General features: G+C 69.8%; 16 protein-coding genes. 4 read left to right on the top strand and 12 right to left on the bottom strand.

Features of this window, described 5'->3' with window-relative positions; genetic code table 11:
* Positions 1–34: 34 nt before the first annotated feature.
* Complete coding sequence (locus tag RR1_RS11575) at positions 35–616, bottom strand: helix-turn-helix domain-containing protein (RefSeq protein WP_010836159.1); 582 nt, start codon at positions 614–616, stop codon at positions 35–37.
* A 169-nt stretch (positions 617–785) separates the two neighbouring features.
* Between RR1_RS11575 and RR1_RS11570 the strand changes: the two genes are divergently transcribed.
* Positions 786–1,601, top strand: coding sequence for an IclR family transcriptional regulator (locus RR1_RS11570; protein WP_010836160.1), 816 nt, complete (start codon positions 786–788; stop codon positions 1,599–1,601).
* 9 nt (positions 1,602–1,610) lie between these two features.
* Here RR1_RS11570 and RR1_RS11565 read toward each other — a convergent pair whose 3' ends face one another.
* From RR1_RS11565 to RR1_RS11530, 8 genes are all read right to left on the bottom strand, one after another.
* A complete protein-coding gene (locus RR1_RS11565) occupies positions 1,611–2,111 on the bottom strand; it encodes a hypothetical protein (RefSeq protein WP_010836161.1) in 501 nt (166 codons plus the stop codon).
* Positions 2,108–3,697, bottom strand: a complete 1,590-nt coding sequence (locus tag RR1_RS11560) for an acyl-CoA synthetase (protein ID WP_010836162.1) — start codon at positions 3,695–3,697, stop codon at positions 2,108–2,110. The genes RR1_RS11565 and RR1_RS11560 overlap by 4 nt, the downstream gene beginning before the upstream one ends.
* Positions 3,698–3,771: 74 nt before the next feature.
* Positions 3,772–4,605 (bottom strand): 3-(cis-5,6-dihydroxycyclohexa-1,3-dien-1-yl)propanoate dehydrogenase, encoded by an 834-nt coding sequence (locus RR1_RS11555; RefSeq protein ID WP_010836163.1) that lies wholly within the window; start codon positions 4,603–4,605, stop codon positions 3,772–3,774.
* Positions 4,602–5,534: an alpha/beta fold hydrolase gene (locus RR1_RS11550; protein WP_010836164.1), complete on the bottom strand. Its 933-nt coding sequence runs from the start codon at positions 5,532–5,534 to the stop codon at positions 4,602–4,604. Before RR1_RS11550 ends, RR1_RS11555 begins: the two co-directional genes overlap by 4 nt.
* A gap of 15 nt (positions 5,535–5,549) precedes the next feature.
* Positions 5,550–6,128 carry a 3-phenylpropionate/cinnamic acid dioxygenase subunit beta gene (locus tag RR1_RS11545; protein ID WP_010836165.1) on the bottom strand — a complete coding sequence of 193 codons (579 nt, stop codon included), beginning with the start codon at positions 6,126–6,128 and terminating at the stop codon, positions 5,550–5,552.
* A 41-nt stretch (positions 6,129–6,169) separates the two neighbouring features.
* Positions 6,170–7,393, bottom strand: coding sequence for an NAD(P)/FAD-dependent oxidoreductase (locus RR1_RS11540; protein ID WP_010836166.1), 1,224 nt, complete (start codon positions 7,391–7,393; stop codon positions 6,170–6,172).
* Positions 7,390–7,725 carry a non-heme iron oxygenase ferredoxin subunit gene (locus RR1_RS11535; protein ID WP_040771971.1) on the bottom strand — a complete coding sequence of 112 codons (336 nt, stop codon included), beginning with the start codon at positions 7,723–7,725 and terminating at the stop codon, positions 7,390–7,392. Before RR1_RS11535 ends, RR1_RS11540 begins: the two co-directional genes overlap by 4 nt.
* The gene (locus RR1_RS11530; RefSeq protein WP_010836168.1) at positions 7,722–9,107 is read right to left on the bottom strand and encodes an aromatic ring-hydroxylating dioxygenase subunit alpha; all 1,386 of its coding nucleotides are present in this window, start codon (positions 9,105–9,107) and stop codon (positions 7,722–7,724) included. The genes RR1_RS11535 and RR1_RS11530 overlap by 4 nt, the downstream gene beginning before the upstream one ends.
* Before the next feature lie 131 nt (positions 9,108–9,238).
* On the opposite strand from RR1_RS11530, the gene RR1_RS11525 reads away from it, so the two are divergent.
* A complete protein-coding gene (locus tag RR1_RS11525; protein WP_072713633.1) occupies positions 9,239–10,213 on the top strand; it encodes a zinc-binding dehydrogenase in 975 nt (324 codons plus the stop codon).
* A gap of 55 nt (positions 10,214–10,268) precedes the next feature.
* Positions 10,269–11,207, top strand: a complete 939-nt coding sequence (locus RR1_RS11520) for a 3-carboxyethylcatechol 2,3-dioxygenase (protein ID WP_010836170.1) — start codon at positions 10,269–10,271, stop codon at positions 11,205–11,207.
* Here RR1_RS11520 and RR1_RS11515 read toward each other — a convergent pair.
* A complete protein-coding gene (locus RR1_RS11515; RefSeq protein ID WP_010836171.1) occupies positions 11,185–12,345 on the bottom strand; it encodes a DUF418 domain-containing protein in 1,161 nt (386 codons plus the stop codon). The two genes, RR1_RS11520 and RR1_RS11515, sit on opposite strands and share 23 nt — an antisense overlap.
* Positions 12,346–12,415: 70 nt before the next feature.
* On the opposite strand from RR1_RS11515, the gene RR1_RS11510 reads away from it, so the two are divergent.
* Positions 12,416–13,006 carry a TetR/AcrR family transcriptional regulator gene (locus RR1_RS11510; protein WP_010836172.1) on the top strand — a complete coding sequence of 197 codons (591 nt, stop codon included), beginning with the start codon at positions 12,416–12,418 and terminating at the stop codon, positions 13,004–13,006.
* Positions 13,007–13,015: 9 nt separating this feature from the next.
* On the opposite strand, the gene RR1_RS11505 is transcribed toward RR1_RS11510, so the two are convergent.
* Positions 13,016–13,582, bottom strand: coding sequence for a sugar O-acetyltransferase (locus RR1_RS11505; RefSeq protein ID WP_010836173.1), 567 nt, complete (start codon positions 13,580–13,582; stop codon positions 13,016–13,018).
* 30 nt (positions 13,583–13,612) lie between these two features.
* Complete coding sequence (locus RR1_RS11500) at positions 13,613–14,377, bottom strand: hypothetical protein (RefSeq protein ID WP_040771972.1); 765 nt, start codon at positions 14,375–14,377, stop codon at positions 13,613–13,615.
* Positions 14,378–14,450: the final 73 nt, after the last annotated feature.

Here is a 14,450-nt window from a genome sequence, read left to right as displayed (position 1 = left end):
GGCGCCTCCGGAGGCGCCCACCCGGACTCGTACGTCAGCCGCCGATGCTCGGCCCGAACTGCCGCAGCTGCGGCAACGTCGACACCACGTGCGCTGTGACGACCTCGCTCAGGCTCTCGTACGTGTAGGGGACGTCGCCGGGAAACCGCACGAAGTCACCCGCCTCCAGCACCACGGGATCCGTCAGCGGGCCCGCCTTCAGACGGCCGTCGATGACGTACACGTGATGGAGGCTGCCGGGCGGCTCCGCGACGCGCGGCCCCGACGTCGTCGCGCCCCGTTCGAGGCGCAGGATGTGGTTGCGGACGTGGCCCGAACCGTAGACCTCGTCGAGCACCCGCTCGGACAGCCCGGCGTCGGTGGACCAGACGTCCTCGGCGCGGCGCTGAACGAACACGGGTGACCCCCATTCGGTGAGCAGTCGCCTCGCCGGAATCTCGAGCGCCGAACCCAGCAATGTGAGCGTCTCGACGGTCGGATTACCCACTCCCTGTTCCACTTTCGACAACGTCTGCTTGGACAGCCCCGAGCGCCGGGCCAGCTCCGCGAGCGAGAGCCCGCGCTCCTGGCGATAGCGGCGCACGTTGCGCGCCACGAGCTGATTGCTGTCGGACATCTCCCCTACCGCCCCTCGCGCGCCGTCACTTATAAGTTGCCTTCGTCAATCTTGACGGACGGCCATCGGCGACGCGAAAATTGTCACGTGCAAGTCGTCGTTTCGTCCACTCTAATGGACGGAGCCGGCTGGACGAGCAGACGAGCGAGCGGAAGGTGCTGTCACCATCATGACCACAGCGTGTGCACGCGACGACCGGGCAGCCATCGACAAAGCGGTCAGCCTGCTCGCGTGTTTCGGCGAGGACGGACTCACCGGCGTCGGCGTGAGTGAACTCGCGCGCCGTGCCGACCTGAGCAAGTCGACCACTCATCGCGTCCTCGCAATGCTCGAGCGCAACGGCGTGGTCGAGCGGGTCGGCACCGACTACCGGCTCGGCAACCGGCTCCACGAGATCGGCCGCACGATGTACGCGCCGGGCCAGGAGGAGTTGCGGGACAGGCTGATTCCGTTCCTGGCCGAGCTGTTCGCAGCGACGCAGGAGACCGTGCATCTCGCAGCGCTCTACGACACCGACGTCGTGTATCTCGCCAAGCTCTACGGCCATCGACAGGTCCCGTCGCCGTCGCGAATCGGTCACCGGATCCCCGCGCACTGCACGGCGGTCGGCAAGGCACTCCTCGCCTACGACCCCGACGCGATGCAGGCAGCACTCGCCGCACCGCTGCGTCGCTACACGGACCGGACGATCGTGGATCCCGTCGCACTCGCCACCGAACTGTCCGCGATCCGGCGGCTCGGGATCGCGGTGGAGAACGGCGAGATCCAGAGCGGGCTGAGCTGCGTCGCGGTCCCCGTCATCGGCCCCTCGGGGCGCCCGGTCGCCGCCCTGTCCGTGTCGGGCGCGACCGACCGGCTCGACGTCCGTACCCACGCCGCGACGCTGCGCCGGGTCGCGAGCGACGCGGCGCGGGTACTGCCCACCCGCCGCCGGCAGGACGTTCGCACCACGCCGCCGCGCGTGCAGCACGCCCTCGCCGGCTGACGGCGTGAGTCAGGTACCCGGAACGCGATCCAGATCGATGTCGACCGCGGTGACCCACTCCGGCTCGGCGACCATGAGCCCGAGTTCCGCCTCCGCCAGATCGACGTCGACGACGTAGCGGAAACCGGCGGCCTCCGCTGCCGCGATGGTCGCGCTCGCGCTCTCGGCGTTCGTGCTCTCGGCGTTCGTGGTCTCGGCGTCGGTGGTCCGCTCGACGGCGAACAGCACCTTCCGGCACTCGGGGTTTACGCGGCGGACAGCGCCGACCACCGACCTCAGGACCGCGGTGAGGTCGTCGGTCGACACGAGGGCGGGCAACCGGACCTCGACGTCGTGGGCGGCGACGGGATACGCGAGCCGAAGCCGGCCCCGCGCGCAGCGGCTCACCTCGGCGGTGACGACGCGGCCTTCGTCGCGTTGCAACGCCACACGTCCGCCGCCGTCGCCCCACGACACGACCTCGGCCGTCCACGGCGCGGCGCTCTCCCCCGCCGGGGTCTGCACGCTCACTGCGTCCGGTCCTCGACGAAGCGCCGAATGGTGAGCTTCTCGAGCTTGCCGGACGCGTTGCGCGGCACCCGGTCGATCACTTCGAGCTTGCGCGGGAGCTTGTAGCGGGCGAGTTGTTCGGCGGCGAACTCACGCACGTCGTCGAGGGTGATCGCGGCGGCGGCATCCAGCGACACGACCGCGACGACGAGCTCGCCCCACGTGTCGTCCGGAACTCCGACCACGGCGACGTCGGTGACTCCCGGCATGGTGGCGAGCACGCGCTCGACCTCCGCGGGATAGACGTTCTCCCCGCCGGTGATGACCATGTCCTTGAGCCGGTCGACGATGAACAAGTAGCCGTCCTCGTCGAGGTAGCCGATGTCGCCGGAATGGAACCAGCCGTCCTCGTCGAACGCCGCTGCCGTCGCCTCCGGGTTCTCCCAGTAGCCGGGCGTTACGTTCGGCCCCCGAACGAGGATCTCGCCGCTGACCATCGGCCCGACGGGCGTGGTCGTGCCGACCTCCACGATGCGGATCTGCGTGTAGGGCATCGGGATCCCGGCCGACCCGATCTTGTCTAGGGTGCGTTCGACGGGCAGATGCGTGGCGAACGGCGCGGTCTCGGTCAGCCCCCACGCCTGCTGCAGCCAGACACCGTGGTCCGCGAACTCGCGGATGAGCGACGGCGGCACCGGCGCACCCGCGACGACGACCGAGCGCAAGTGCGACAGGTCCGTCTCGAAGAGTCCCGGCACCCGGCGCAGGCCGGCGAGCATCGCGGGCACCGCGAACAGCGAGTTGACACGATGGTGCGCGACGTCGGCCAGGAACTCCGCCGGGTCGAACGTGCGGCGCAGAACGACGGTTCCGCCGCGCACGATCGTGCGGACGACGAAGCTGTTCAGCGCCCCCACGTGGAAGAGCGGCGCGGACGCGTACGTGACGTCGCCACGGCGGGCGTCGAGCATCGTGTCGACGTTGACCGAGTTCCACCAGATGTTGCCGTGGGTGAGGACGACTCCCTTCGGGACACCCGTGGTGCCGGAGGTGAACATGAGGATCGCGGGGTCGTCGAACCTGCCGGTGGCGATCTGCTCGGTCGGCTCCGCGGCGTCGAGGAGACCCGACCACCGCTCCCAGCCCGGGACGTCGCCGGCGGGCGGGGTCGTCGGATCGTCGTCGACGAGCAGGTAACGCTTCACCGCGACGGAGTCGCGGACGGCGTCGACGATGTCGCAGTGACCGCTCTCCCCCACGAGCGCGACGGCGCCGCTGCGTTCGAGGACCGTCCTCAGTTCGGGGCCGGCGAGCCGGAAGTTGACGGGCACGAAGATCGCGCCGATCCGCAACGTCGCGAGCAGCGTCGTCAGGAACGCGGGGCTGTTGAGGCCCACGTACGAGACGCGGTCGCCGGGCCCGACGCCGCCATCGGTGAGGACGGCTGCGAGCCGAGCGGTGCGATCGTCGAGGTCGGCGTACGTCACGGCCGTGTCGCCGTAGCGGAGGGCCACCGCGGCCGCATTCCAGCCGGCGTTGCGGGCCACGGCGGCGGCCGGGTTCACGTCGACCGCGACGCCGGAGTTCGCGGGATGTCCGAACGTCATGCGAGGCGTCCGAACGTGGTGTCGAGAGTGCCGGATCTCATGTCGGGATTTCCTTCGTCGTGTTCGGTGGAGAGTCAGAGGTGGTTTCCGCCGGCGTCGGAGGCGAATCCGCGCACACCCATCCCGCCGTCGATCGAGATCGCTTCACCGGTGATCGGGCCCGCCTGCTCGCGGGAGGCGAGCAGCACGTAGGGACCGGTGAAATCGGTGGGATCGATACTCGAATCGTGCAACGGAATCGGCGGCGGAGGCGAATCCGGGCCGCGCTTGGCGAACGATGCCGAGATGGATCGCTCGGTCATCGACAACGACTCCGGGCCGCGCAGGTCGGTGCTCATACCGCCGCACGCGACACCGTTGACCCGCACCTTCGGGGCGAGCTCGTACGCGAGTTCGCGCATGAGCCCGAGGCATGCGTGCTTGCTCGCGGTGTAGACCGGCCCGCCGCCGTTGACGTAGAACGACGTGTTGGACAGCGTCATGACGATGGAGCCCCGCGTCGCGACGAGTTCACGCCACGCCGCCTCGGCCGCGAGGAAGTAGCCCTTGACGTTGACCGAGAACACCTCGTCGACGGTCGCCGCGAGCTCGTCTCCCGTGAACCGCGTCAGCTGCCGCTGGTAGTCCCACACGCCGGCGTTCGCGACGAGCGTGTCGAGTTTGCCGAACCGATCGACCGCCTCCACGACCGCGGCGTGCAGTTGCTCGGAGCTGCGGACGTCCGCCTGGACGGCGTGCATCCGCGACGGGTCCGCCGAGTCCGCGACGACCTTGTCGAGCTGATCCCGGTCGCGGCCGAGGATCGTCACCGAGGCTCCCTCGGCGAGATAACGCTCGGCGACGGCGCGCCCGATCCCGGTGCCGCCACCGGTGATCAGCGCCGAATAGCCGTCCAGCCAGCCGGTCATGCGAGGTTCCCGAGGAAGTCGGTGACGTGGCGCTCGAACTCGGCGGAGCGCTCGAGCTGCACCCAGTGCCCGCAGCGGCCGAAGACGTGCATCTGCACGTCCGGGATCTGCTTGAGCATGATCTGCGCGCCCTCGAGGGTGATCGTGCGATCGTCGCGGCCCCACAGCAGCAGCGTCGGCGCCGTGATGCGGTGGAGGTCCTTCCACAGCGGGTCCATCCCGTGCCGCTTGGCGAAGGCCGCGTTGTAGAGGTGATAGAAGGCGATGTGGCTCTCGTCGAGCGACGCCTCGTAGCGGGCACGCACGACGTCCGCACCGAACTGCTTGTGGTCGAAGACCATCGTGCGGATGAACGAGGCCATCTTCTTCTCGCTGGGCCCGCCCCCGTTGAAGTACTTGAACATCTCCTTCTGGCCCTCGGTCGGGGTGGGACCGAAGGGCAGCCAGCCGCCACCCGGCGCCATGAGCACGAGCCCACTCACCCGGTCGCGATGGGTCTGCGCGAAGGCGATGGCCGCAGCGCCGCCGAGGCTGTTGCCCAGCAGATGGAAGGTGCCGACTCCGAGCGCGTCGAGCGCCTGGGCGAGCGCGTCGACCGTGATCGCGGTGATCGACCGCTCGTCGAGGTCCGCCTCGGTGGGACGGTAGCTCTCGCCGAAGCCCGGCTGATCGGGCAGCAGGATCCGGAAGTGCTGCGAGAGCGCCGCGAGATTCTGGTGATAGTTGCTCACTCCGGACGCGCCGGGCCCGCCGCCGTGCAGCATCACGAGGGTGGGGCCGTCGCCGGGCACCTCTGCGACGGCGATCTCGCCGAGCGTGGTCGGGACACGATGCCGACGGAGTTCGACCTCGGTGGTCGTTGCGGTGGTCACACGATGTCCAATCGGTGTCGGGTACGGAAGAGCGTCGGCGACGGGGAGGGCCGACATCGGAAGTACGACCGTCTAGAAGAAGGTCGAGATGTTCTTCGCGAGCAGGATGTTCTGGTCGAGGAGGATCGTCCGCCGGGCCACCTGCAGGCCCGAGTCCGTCCGGCGCAGCACGTCGGTGCGGCCGCCGGCGAAGACGTTCTCCTCGCGTTCGAGGCGATTGCGGTAGACGAGGAACGCGGACCGCATCGTCAGATCCTCCTCGGTGAATCCCGGATGCTCCTCGGGATCCACGTAGCGCGCGACGACGTTGCCGACGACGTGGCGGGTACGCGACGGCGGGTCCTCGGCCCATGCCATGCCCGAGTCGAAACGCCGGATCCGCCACGCGAGACTGTCCTTCGTCTCGTCGTAGAAGGCGGCCTCGCCGCGCGCGGCGATCGACAGCGCCTGCTGCCGGCGCAGCCGGTTGCTCCGCGTCGGCATCCAGTAGTCCAGATCGTCGGCGAGCAGATCGAGCCAGTCGGTGAAGCGGCCGTCGTCGAGAAGCTCGGCCTCCGCGTAGTAGAACTGCTCCACCTCGAAATGGGTGTCACGGTCGGCGAGCGTGCCCGCCCGCGTCCCGGCCGGGGGTGCTGTTTCGGTGATGCTCACGGTGTCTCGTCCCTTCGGGGGCTGATCGGGCGACGGCCGGCTCAGCCGCGCAGCAACTTTCGGAGGTCGGTGGCAGGATCGGCCACCTTGTGCGGGTCGACGGCGATCGCGCGGTCGATCATCCGGCGAGCGGCCCGGACGGCGTTGGAGTCGTCCACGGCCACCGCCGCGACGACCCGGCCGTCGCGGAAACCGAACGCGCTGAACGCCGCTGCGCCGAGCTCGCCGCGCACCACCGTCGTCTCGGCGTCCGACATGCGGCCGACGCCTTCGACGTGGCGGTCGTGCCGGTCGGTCCAGAACCACGGCGCCGTGTCGGCTGGTGCGGGGGCGCCGAGGAGAGTCGCGGCGGCACGGCGGCCGTCATGCTGAGCCGCCTCCCAGTGCTCGGCGCGCGGCGCGAGCACGCCGCCGCGGCGCACCCGCGTGATGTCGCCGACCGCCAGCACTGCGGGGTTCGACGTCACGTGGTCCGGATCGACGACGACGCCGCGATCGACCTCGAGGCCCGCGGTCTCGGCCAGCCCGGTCTCCGCGACCATGCCGACGCCGACGACGACCGCGTCGAACGACCGCAGATCGTCCTCGCCGTCGATCACGGCGTCGATACCCGAGCCGGTGTCGGTGAAGGACTTCACCTGGGCGGTGAGGGTCGTGATGCCGCGGACCCCGTGGAGCCCGTGCAGCCACGTCGCGACGTCGTCGCCGATGCCCGCGGCGAGCGGCACCGCCACCGGATCCACGAGCACGACGTCGCAGCCGAGCCCGAGTGCCGTCGAGGCCACCTCGGCGCCGATGAGACCGGCACCCACGACGAGCAGCCGCGCTCCCGGAACGAGTGCGCCCCGGAGACGCTCGGCGTCCTCGCTCGTGCGGAGCACGTGGACGCGCTCGCCGTCGGCACCGGGGATCGGTGGCCTCGCCGCGTGCCCACCCGTCGCGAGCACGACGCGGTCCGCGCGCAGCAACTCGCCGCCCGACAGCTCGACGGCGCCCTCGGCCGGACGCAGCGCGGTCACCGACGTCCGGGTGCGCAGCGCGATCGTGTTGTCGTCGTACCACTGCGGCGGCTGCAACGCGATCTGCTCGAGGTTCTTCCCGCCGGCGAGATAGTCCTTCGACAGCGGCGGGCGGTCGTACGGGAACTCGCCCGCGTCGACCAGCGTGAGCTCGCCCTCGAACCCGCCGGACCGCAGCGCCCCGACGGTGCTCACGCCGGCGATACCGCCGCCGACCACCACGACCCGTTCGGGGACGCCGGTCACGGCCGTTCTCCCGGGAAGAGGAAGACCTCGCCGTCACGGATCTCCACGCGGTGCGGGCACGCGTCCTTCGTCGCCGGAAGCCCGTCCACGGCACCGGTCTTCAGACAGAACTTGCTCGAGTGCAGCGGGCACTCGACCTGCCCGTCCTCGACCCACCCCTCCGCGAGGGACGCGTCGGCGTGCGTGCACGTGTCGTCGAGTGCCCACACACTGCCGTCGTCGTCGCGCAGCAGGGCGATGTCGTCGGCGGTTCCGGTGACGGCCTTGTCGACGGCGATGCCCTCGCCCTCCGGGATGTCGTCGAGCGCGGCGACGCGAATGCCGGTGATCATCGCTTCTCCTCGTGCCATGCGGGGGTGTTCATCAGATCGCGCCAGTGGCCGTAGAAGGCACGGCCCGCGGCGTCGCTGTAGAGCTCGCTCGTGGTGCCGGGATGCCGGCCGTCCTCACGCTCGGAGCCCATACCCATCTGATAGTTCAGGGCGACACCGTTGGTGATGAAGCCACGCGAGATCGCCTGGACCTCGCTCCAGTTCTCGCCGTCGTCCTGCTCGAAGATGCCGCTGGGACCGAACGTGCGCAGGTTGTACAGGCGCTGCGCCTCCCGGACCTCGTCGGGCATCGACTTGTCGACGATCGTCCAGGCCCAGACCTCCATCGCGTCGGGTCCCTTGGGGTGCCAGATGCGGATCGAGCCGTTGACCGGCAGGTACGAGAAGTTCGGGAAGACCGTCGCGTGGCCGGTCGTGAGCGGCCCCTCCACCCGCGCGTCGCCGAGGCGTTCGCGGAGCGCGTCGTAGTCCATCCACTCGTGGACGGTGCGGGCGTCGAACCGGTTCTTCGGGTGCACCGGGAAGCCGGCGCCGTGCCCACGCGGGTCGACGTACTGGCGTCCGGTGCGATGCACGATCTCGTCCCGGGGAGCCTTGCCGGACGGCGAGAGCACCGTCAGCGCCGACGCGTGGCTCATGTTCACGTGGTACCAGTCGGTCGCGAACTGCTCGGCCGACAGCTTCCAGTTGCCTTCGAGCACCCACTTGTGGACGCCCCCGACGACGACGGTTCCCTCGTCGTCGTGATCGAGCATCGCGTCCATGTACCACGCCATGTCGCCCAGCGATTCCCGCAGCGAGAGCGGAGCAGGGTTCCAGGTGCCGAAGATCAGCCCGTGGTAGGTCTCGACGTGCGGAACCTCGACGAGGCCCCAGTCCTTGGCGTCGAACGACTCCGGGTAGCCGTCCTTGTTGGGAACGCTCACGAGCGCGCCCTCGAGGTCGTACGCCCAGCCGTGATAGGTGCACGTGAAGTTGCGGGTCGCACCGAAATCTGCGCGGCACACCCGGGCACCGCGGTGACGGCACGAGTTGAGGTAGGCGCGGATCCGCCTGCTCTTGTCCATCGTCACGATGATCGGGTCCTCACCCATGTACGTCGTGAAGAAGTCACCCGGCCGACGGAACTGATCGGTGTGCGCGAGGAACAGCCAGCTCGGCGCGAAGACGCGGCGCAGCTCCTGCTTGTAGAGATCCTCGTCCGTGAAGATCGCGCGGTCCAGCAGACCGCCCTCGGAGTCGACGAGCCCGGAGACGTCGACGTTCCGGGTCAGCTCGGCCGGCCGCCGCAGCGAGCCGCGCGGAGCCGCCGTCGCGGCACCGTTCGGTGGTTCGCAAGCACCGCCGCACGCCCCGGCGCCGGATCGGATGGTGGAAGTCATGTGACCAACACAATCTCGCGCGACGACGCTGTTCCAGGCGCCGTTCCGTACTCCGGCACGCCGCCCGGACGCGTTCCGCAGGACGGCACATCCGCTGGGTGGGCCGTCGCGACGTGGGGAGCATCGGCCCCATGCTCGCTGCCACCGCGCTGTCCCAGAACGCCACCGATCCGCTGTCCGGCCTCGTCCTCCGCGAGGTGCCGAAGCCCGAACCGACACCGGGCTGGTCGCTCGTTCGGGTCGTCGCATCGTCGCTGAACATGCACGACCTGTGGACGCTGCGCGGCGTCGGTCATCCGCCCGAGCGGCTCCCGATCGTGCTCGGCTGCGACGCCGCCGGCTACGACGAGGACGGCAATCCCGTCATCGTCTATCCGGTGATCGCCGACGCGGACGCCGGAATGGGCGACGAGACACTCGATCCCGGCCGGGCGTTGCTCTCCGAACAGCACGACGGCGCGTTCGCCGAGTACCTGACCGTGCCCACCCGCAACCTCGTCCCGAAGCCCGACTGGTTGTCCTTCGACGAGGCCGCCTGCCTGCCCGTCGCCTGGACGACCGCATACCGGATGCTGTTCACACAGGCCCGGATCACCGCGGGCGACCGGGTGCTCGTGCAGGGCGCCGGCGGCGGGGTCGCGTCGGCCGCGATCAAGCTGGCCGCCGCCGCGGGCGCCGTCGTCTACGCCACCAGCCGCAGCGAGACAAAGCGCGCCGAAGCCCTCTCGTGGGGCGCGCGCGCCGTTGTCGGCACCGGTGAGCGCCTGCCGGAGCGGGTCGACGTCGTCGTCGAGACCGTCGGCGAAGCGACGTGGGCCCATTCGATGAAGTGCCTGCGCCCCGGCGGCACGATCGTCATCGCCGGTGCCACCAGCGGCGCCAATCCTCCTGCGGACCTCAACCGCATCTTCTACCTCCAGCAGCGGATCCTCGGATCGACCGGCTGCACCCGCAGCGAGCTCGTCGCGATGCTCAAGATGATGGACGCGACGGGCCTGCGCCCGGTGATCGACCGCACCCTGCCGCTGTCCGAGATCCACAAGGGGTTCCAGCTCATGATCGACGGAACCCTGACCGGCAAGCTCGTCATCCACCCGAACGCCTGAGCAGCAGTAACGTCCGAGCAGCAGTAACGTCCGAGCAGCAGTGAGGAATTCAGCCATGGCCCCCGCCCTCGTCGGGCTCTCGCACTCGCCCCTCATCGGGAAGAACGATCCCGATGCCGACACTCTCGCGCGCATCGAGGCCGCTGTTGCCGGCGCACGCGCCTTCGTCGCGGAATTCGATCCCGAGCTGGTCGTGCTCTACGCGCCCGATCACTACAACGGCTTCTTCTACAAGGAGATGCCGCCGTTCTGCCTCGCCACCGAGGCGACCGCGGTCGGCGACTTCGGCTCGCAGGCCGGTCCGCTCTCCGTCGACACCGAGGCGGCGAAGGCGCTCGCCAAGGGCGTCCTCGATCGCGGTGTCGACCTCACCGTGTCGGCCCGGATGACCGTCGACCACGGCTTCGTCCAGCCGCTCGAGGTGCTCTTCGACGGCATCGATCGCGTGCCGGTCGTTCCCGTGTTCGTCAACGGCGTCGCGACGCCGCTGTGCCCCGTGAGCCGGATTCGCGCGCTGGGCACCGCCGTGGGCGAGGCCGCAGCCGAGCTCGACAAGCGCGTGCTCTTCCTCGCGTCGGGCGGTCTGTCGCACGATCCGCCGGTGCCGACCCTCGACGGCGCGCCCCCGCGCGTCGCGGACGCCCTCATCGAGGGCCACCCACCGACGCCGCAACAGCGGGCCAAGGGCGAGGAGCGCGTCGTGCAGGCCGGCCGCGACTACGCCGCCGGATCTACGACGATGATCCCGATCAATCCGACGTGGGACAACCTCGTTCTGGACACCTTCGAGAGCGGTGCCCTCGCCGACGTCGACGACTGGTCCGTCGAGTGGATGGGCGCCGAGGGCGGTGGATCGTCGCACGAGGTGCGGACGTGGGTCGCCGCCTACGCGTCGCTCGCGGCGACGGGCCCCTACTCGATGGCCTCGCGCTTCTACGAGGCCGTACCCGAATGGATCGCAGGATTCGCCGTCACGACCGCGACGCCGCGCTGACGCGCGACCGGGTGAGGCTCTCGTAACTCGCGTGCCACACCCATTCCAGCGGACCGCGATCGAACCGCGCGAGCCAGAGTCGCGAGGCGATCGTCATCGCCGCGGCGACGAGCAGGAACAAGCCGACCGTGACCGGGACGACGGTGGTGCCGTCGAGTCGGCCCGCGATGCCGAGGCCCCAGCCGTAGCAGAGGGCGCCGGCGAGTGCGTTCTGCAGCACGTAGCAGCTCAGCGCGGTCCGCCCGACCGGCGCGAGCGCGCGTCCCACGACGCCCGCGGCACGGCCGTTGCTGTAGAACTCGGCGACGGCGGCCAGTATCCCGAGCGCGACGAACGGAGCGATCCCGTACCGCCCCAGAACCAATCCTGCCGAGCCGCCGAACGATCCGACGAGCAGGTCGAGCGGCAGGGCCACCCCGAGCCCGCCGATCATCAGCCGCCGGCGCAACCGCCGCGCGGTCGGCTCGAGGATTCCCGCACGGAACAGTGCAGCGCCCGCCAGGAAGAGCGCGATCGACATCGGAAGGATGAAGACGATCTCGAGGCGGAACAGCAGCACGTTGTCGAGACGGAACGCGACGAGATCGAGGAAAGACCCGTCCCGGTAGGGATTCGGCGAGAGCGCCGAGCCGGGCGGCGTCGCCGAGGCCGTGGCGAGCGCCAGCACCACGACACCCAGGATCAGCGCGTGGACCCCACAGGCGACGGCGGCCGCGAGTCGTTGCCGCCGGATGCTCGCGGACAGGATGTACGCGACGACGAGGCCCGTCACCGCATAGCCCATCAGAACGTCGAACTCGGTGAAGAGCACGTAGTTGATCACGCCGTCGACGAAGAGCAGCCCCGCGCGCACCGGATACGCGCCCGGCCAGCGGGCCGCGCGACGGAGCGCGGATCGTTGCTGGATGGCGAGTCCGATGCCGAACATGACGGTGAGCAGGCCTAGGAACTTGCCCTGCGCGAGTTGCTGGAGCACCACCTGCACCGGCTCCCAGGCGCCGGTCGCGCGGCGCTCGCCCACGATGTATCCGACGAGGCCTTCGACGTCGGTGAAGATCCAGATGTTGGTCGCGAGCGTTCCGAGGACGGCGATCCCTCGCAGTACGTCGAGCGCGGTCGAACGCCGAGTCGTCACCACCCACTCCTTCGTTTTGGTAGCACACCTGTGCCGCCACACAAGCTAGCACAGCTGGGCTACCATGAGCGGGATGCCGAAACTCATCGACCACGACGCCCGCCGCACGCAGATCGCCGAAGCACTGTGGCGGGTGGTGCTGCGCAGCGGGGCGTCCGGCGTCTCCATCCGCGACGTCGCGGCGGAAGCCGGAATCTCCGCCGGCTCACTGCGACACGTGTTCCCCACGCGGGAAGCACTGCTCGAGTTCTCGATGCTCCTCATCCAGGAGCGCGTCGGCGAACGGGTGCGTGCGCACACCGCCGTGCGAGATCCGCTGCGGCGTGCGGAGAAGATCCTCGCCGAGGTGCTGCCCTACGACGACGCCCGCCGCGTCGAGATGCACGTGAATCTGGCGCTCGTCACCGACGCCGCGGGCCGGCCCGGACTCGAGGAGATCTCGCTGGGCGCCCACGACGGGCTGCGCGCACTGTGCCGGGCACTGCTCGTCGATCTGCGGAAACACGGCCTCGTGCACGCCGACCGAGACGTCGACGACGAGGCGATGCATCTCCATGCCCTGATCGACGGCCTCGCCGTCCACCTGCTCGTCGGCCGGACCGACCCGCCCGCGCAGGTACGGCGACTCGTCCGCGGACACCTGGAATCGTTGTCCGCGAACTGATGTCGAATCTCAGCCTTCGACCGGAGTGTGCCGCACGACGACGGCGGGCGATCCCGCGGCCACGACGTGATCGGGTACGTCCCGGAGCACGACGCTGCCCGCACCGATCACGGCGTTGCGTCCGATGGTCACTCCCGCCCCCACCGTGACGGCGGCACCGAGCCACGCGTTCTCCCCGATCGTGATCGGCGCGGCACGCTCCCACCCCTCACGGCGGCGTGCGTGATCGTCCACGGGATGCAGGGCCGTCATGAGCTGCGCGCCGGGTCCGATCCGCACGTTCGGCGCGAGGGTGATCGGAGCATCGTCCATGAAGAACGCTCCGGCGTTGACGAACACACCGTCGCCGAGCCGGATGTTGTCGCCGTAGCTGCACCGGAAGCGCGGCACGACGACGACGCCGTCACCGACCTCGCCGACGACGGCGCGTAGCACCTCGGATCGCGCTCGATCGTCCTCCGCCGGAACGGAATCGAAGGAGTCGAGGAGACGCGCGCACCGCCGTCGCCGGTCCTGGAGTTCGGCGTCGTCGAGATACCACTCGCCTCGCGCCAGGCGTCGTGCGTCCTCTCCCATGTGCCGATCCTCGCAGACGCGATCCGGGCGTCAGGCGGCCGTGGCGATCCCGAGGCTCGGGAAGAACACGCACGTCGCGTCGCCCTTGTTCACGGTGCCGTAGATCGCGGACAGCACGGTGCCCTGTCCGGTGTCGACGAGGCCACCGCGCACCCCGTTCTGCGGGATGCGGTTCAGCACCGGGCGCAGCGTCGAGTCGACGAGACGATTGGCGACCACCGCCACCCCCGGGGCGAGTCCCTCGATCCGCTTGACGACGGCGTCGAGGATGACATCGGAGATGCCGCCCATCGGCTCACCGAAACCACCCTGGAAGGTGTTCACGTTGAACCACGCGACCTTCATTCCCGACTTGTCGGCGGAATCGTTGCGCACCCCGGTGGGCACGAATCCGTAGAGGACCTCGCCGCGCCGCACGGCGTTGAGGTCGATCTCGCTCCCGAACAGCGAAAAGGAAAGGTCACCGATCGGCGGGGTCGCCGGGCCCGGCACGGCGCCCGCGACGGCCAGCGGGAACGACAGATCGGTGCACGCACCCACGGTCGGCGTGAACGGGGTGATGCCGAACTGATCGAGGATCGCGTTCGCGATCTCGATGCTCTCCACGATCGCGGAGACGTCCTGCGGGGCGGACGTGATCCCCTCGAGCGCCACCTGCGCGTCGCGTGCGTCACCGGCCGGCTCCGCGCCGGCCACGGGCGCGGTCAGCGCACTTCCGGCTCCCGCGATCGCCACCGCCGCGACGACCGCCGTCGCTGCTCGTCGGAACTGCCGAGTCCGGCCGATATTGCGCACGTCGATCTCCTTTTGTGTGATCCAACCCACTCTCGGGCGATCAAGAAATATCACGGCTCCACGACCCCGATCG

This window comes from Rhodococcus rhodnii NBRC 100604, from assembly GCF_001894925.1.
GTDB lineage: Bacteria > Actinomycetota > Actinomycetes > Mycobacteriales > Mycobacteriaceae > Rhodococcus_F > Rhodococcus_F rhodnii.
The sequence above is the reverse complement of the archived record's forward strand: the minus strand, read 5'-3'. Positions and strand labels throughout refer to the sequence as shown.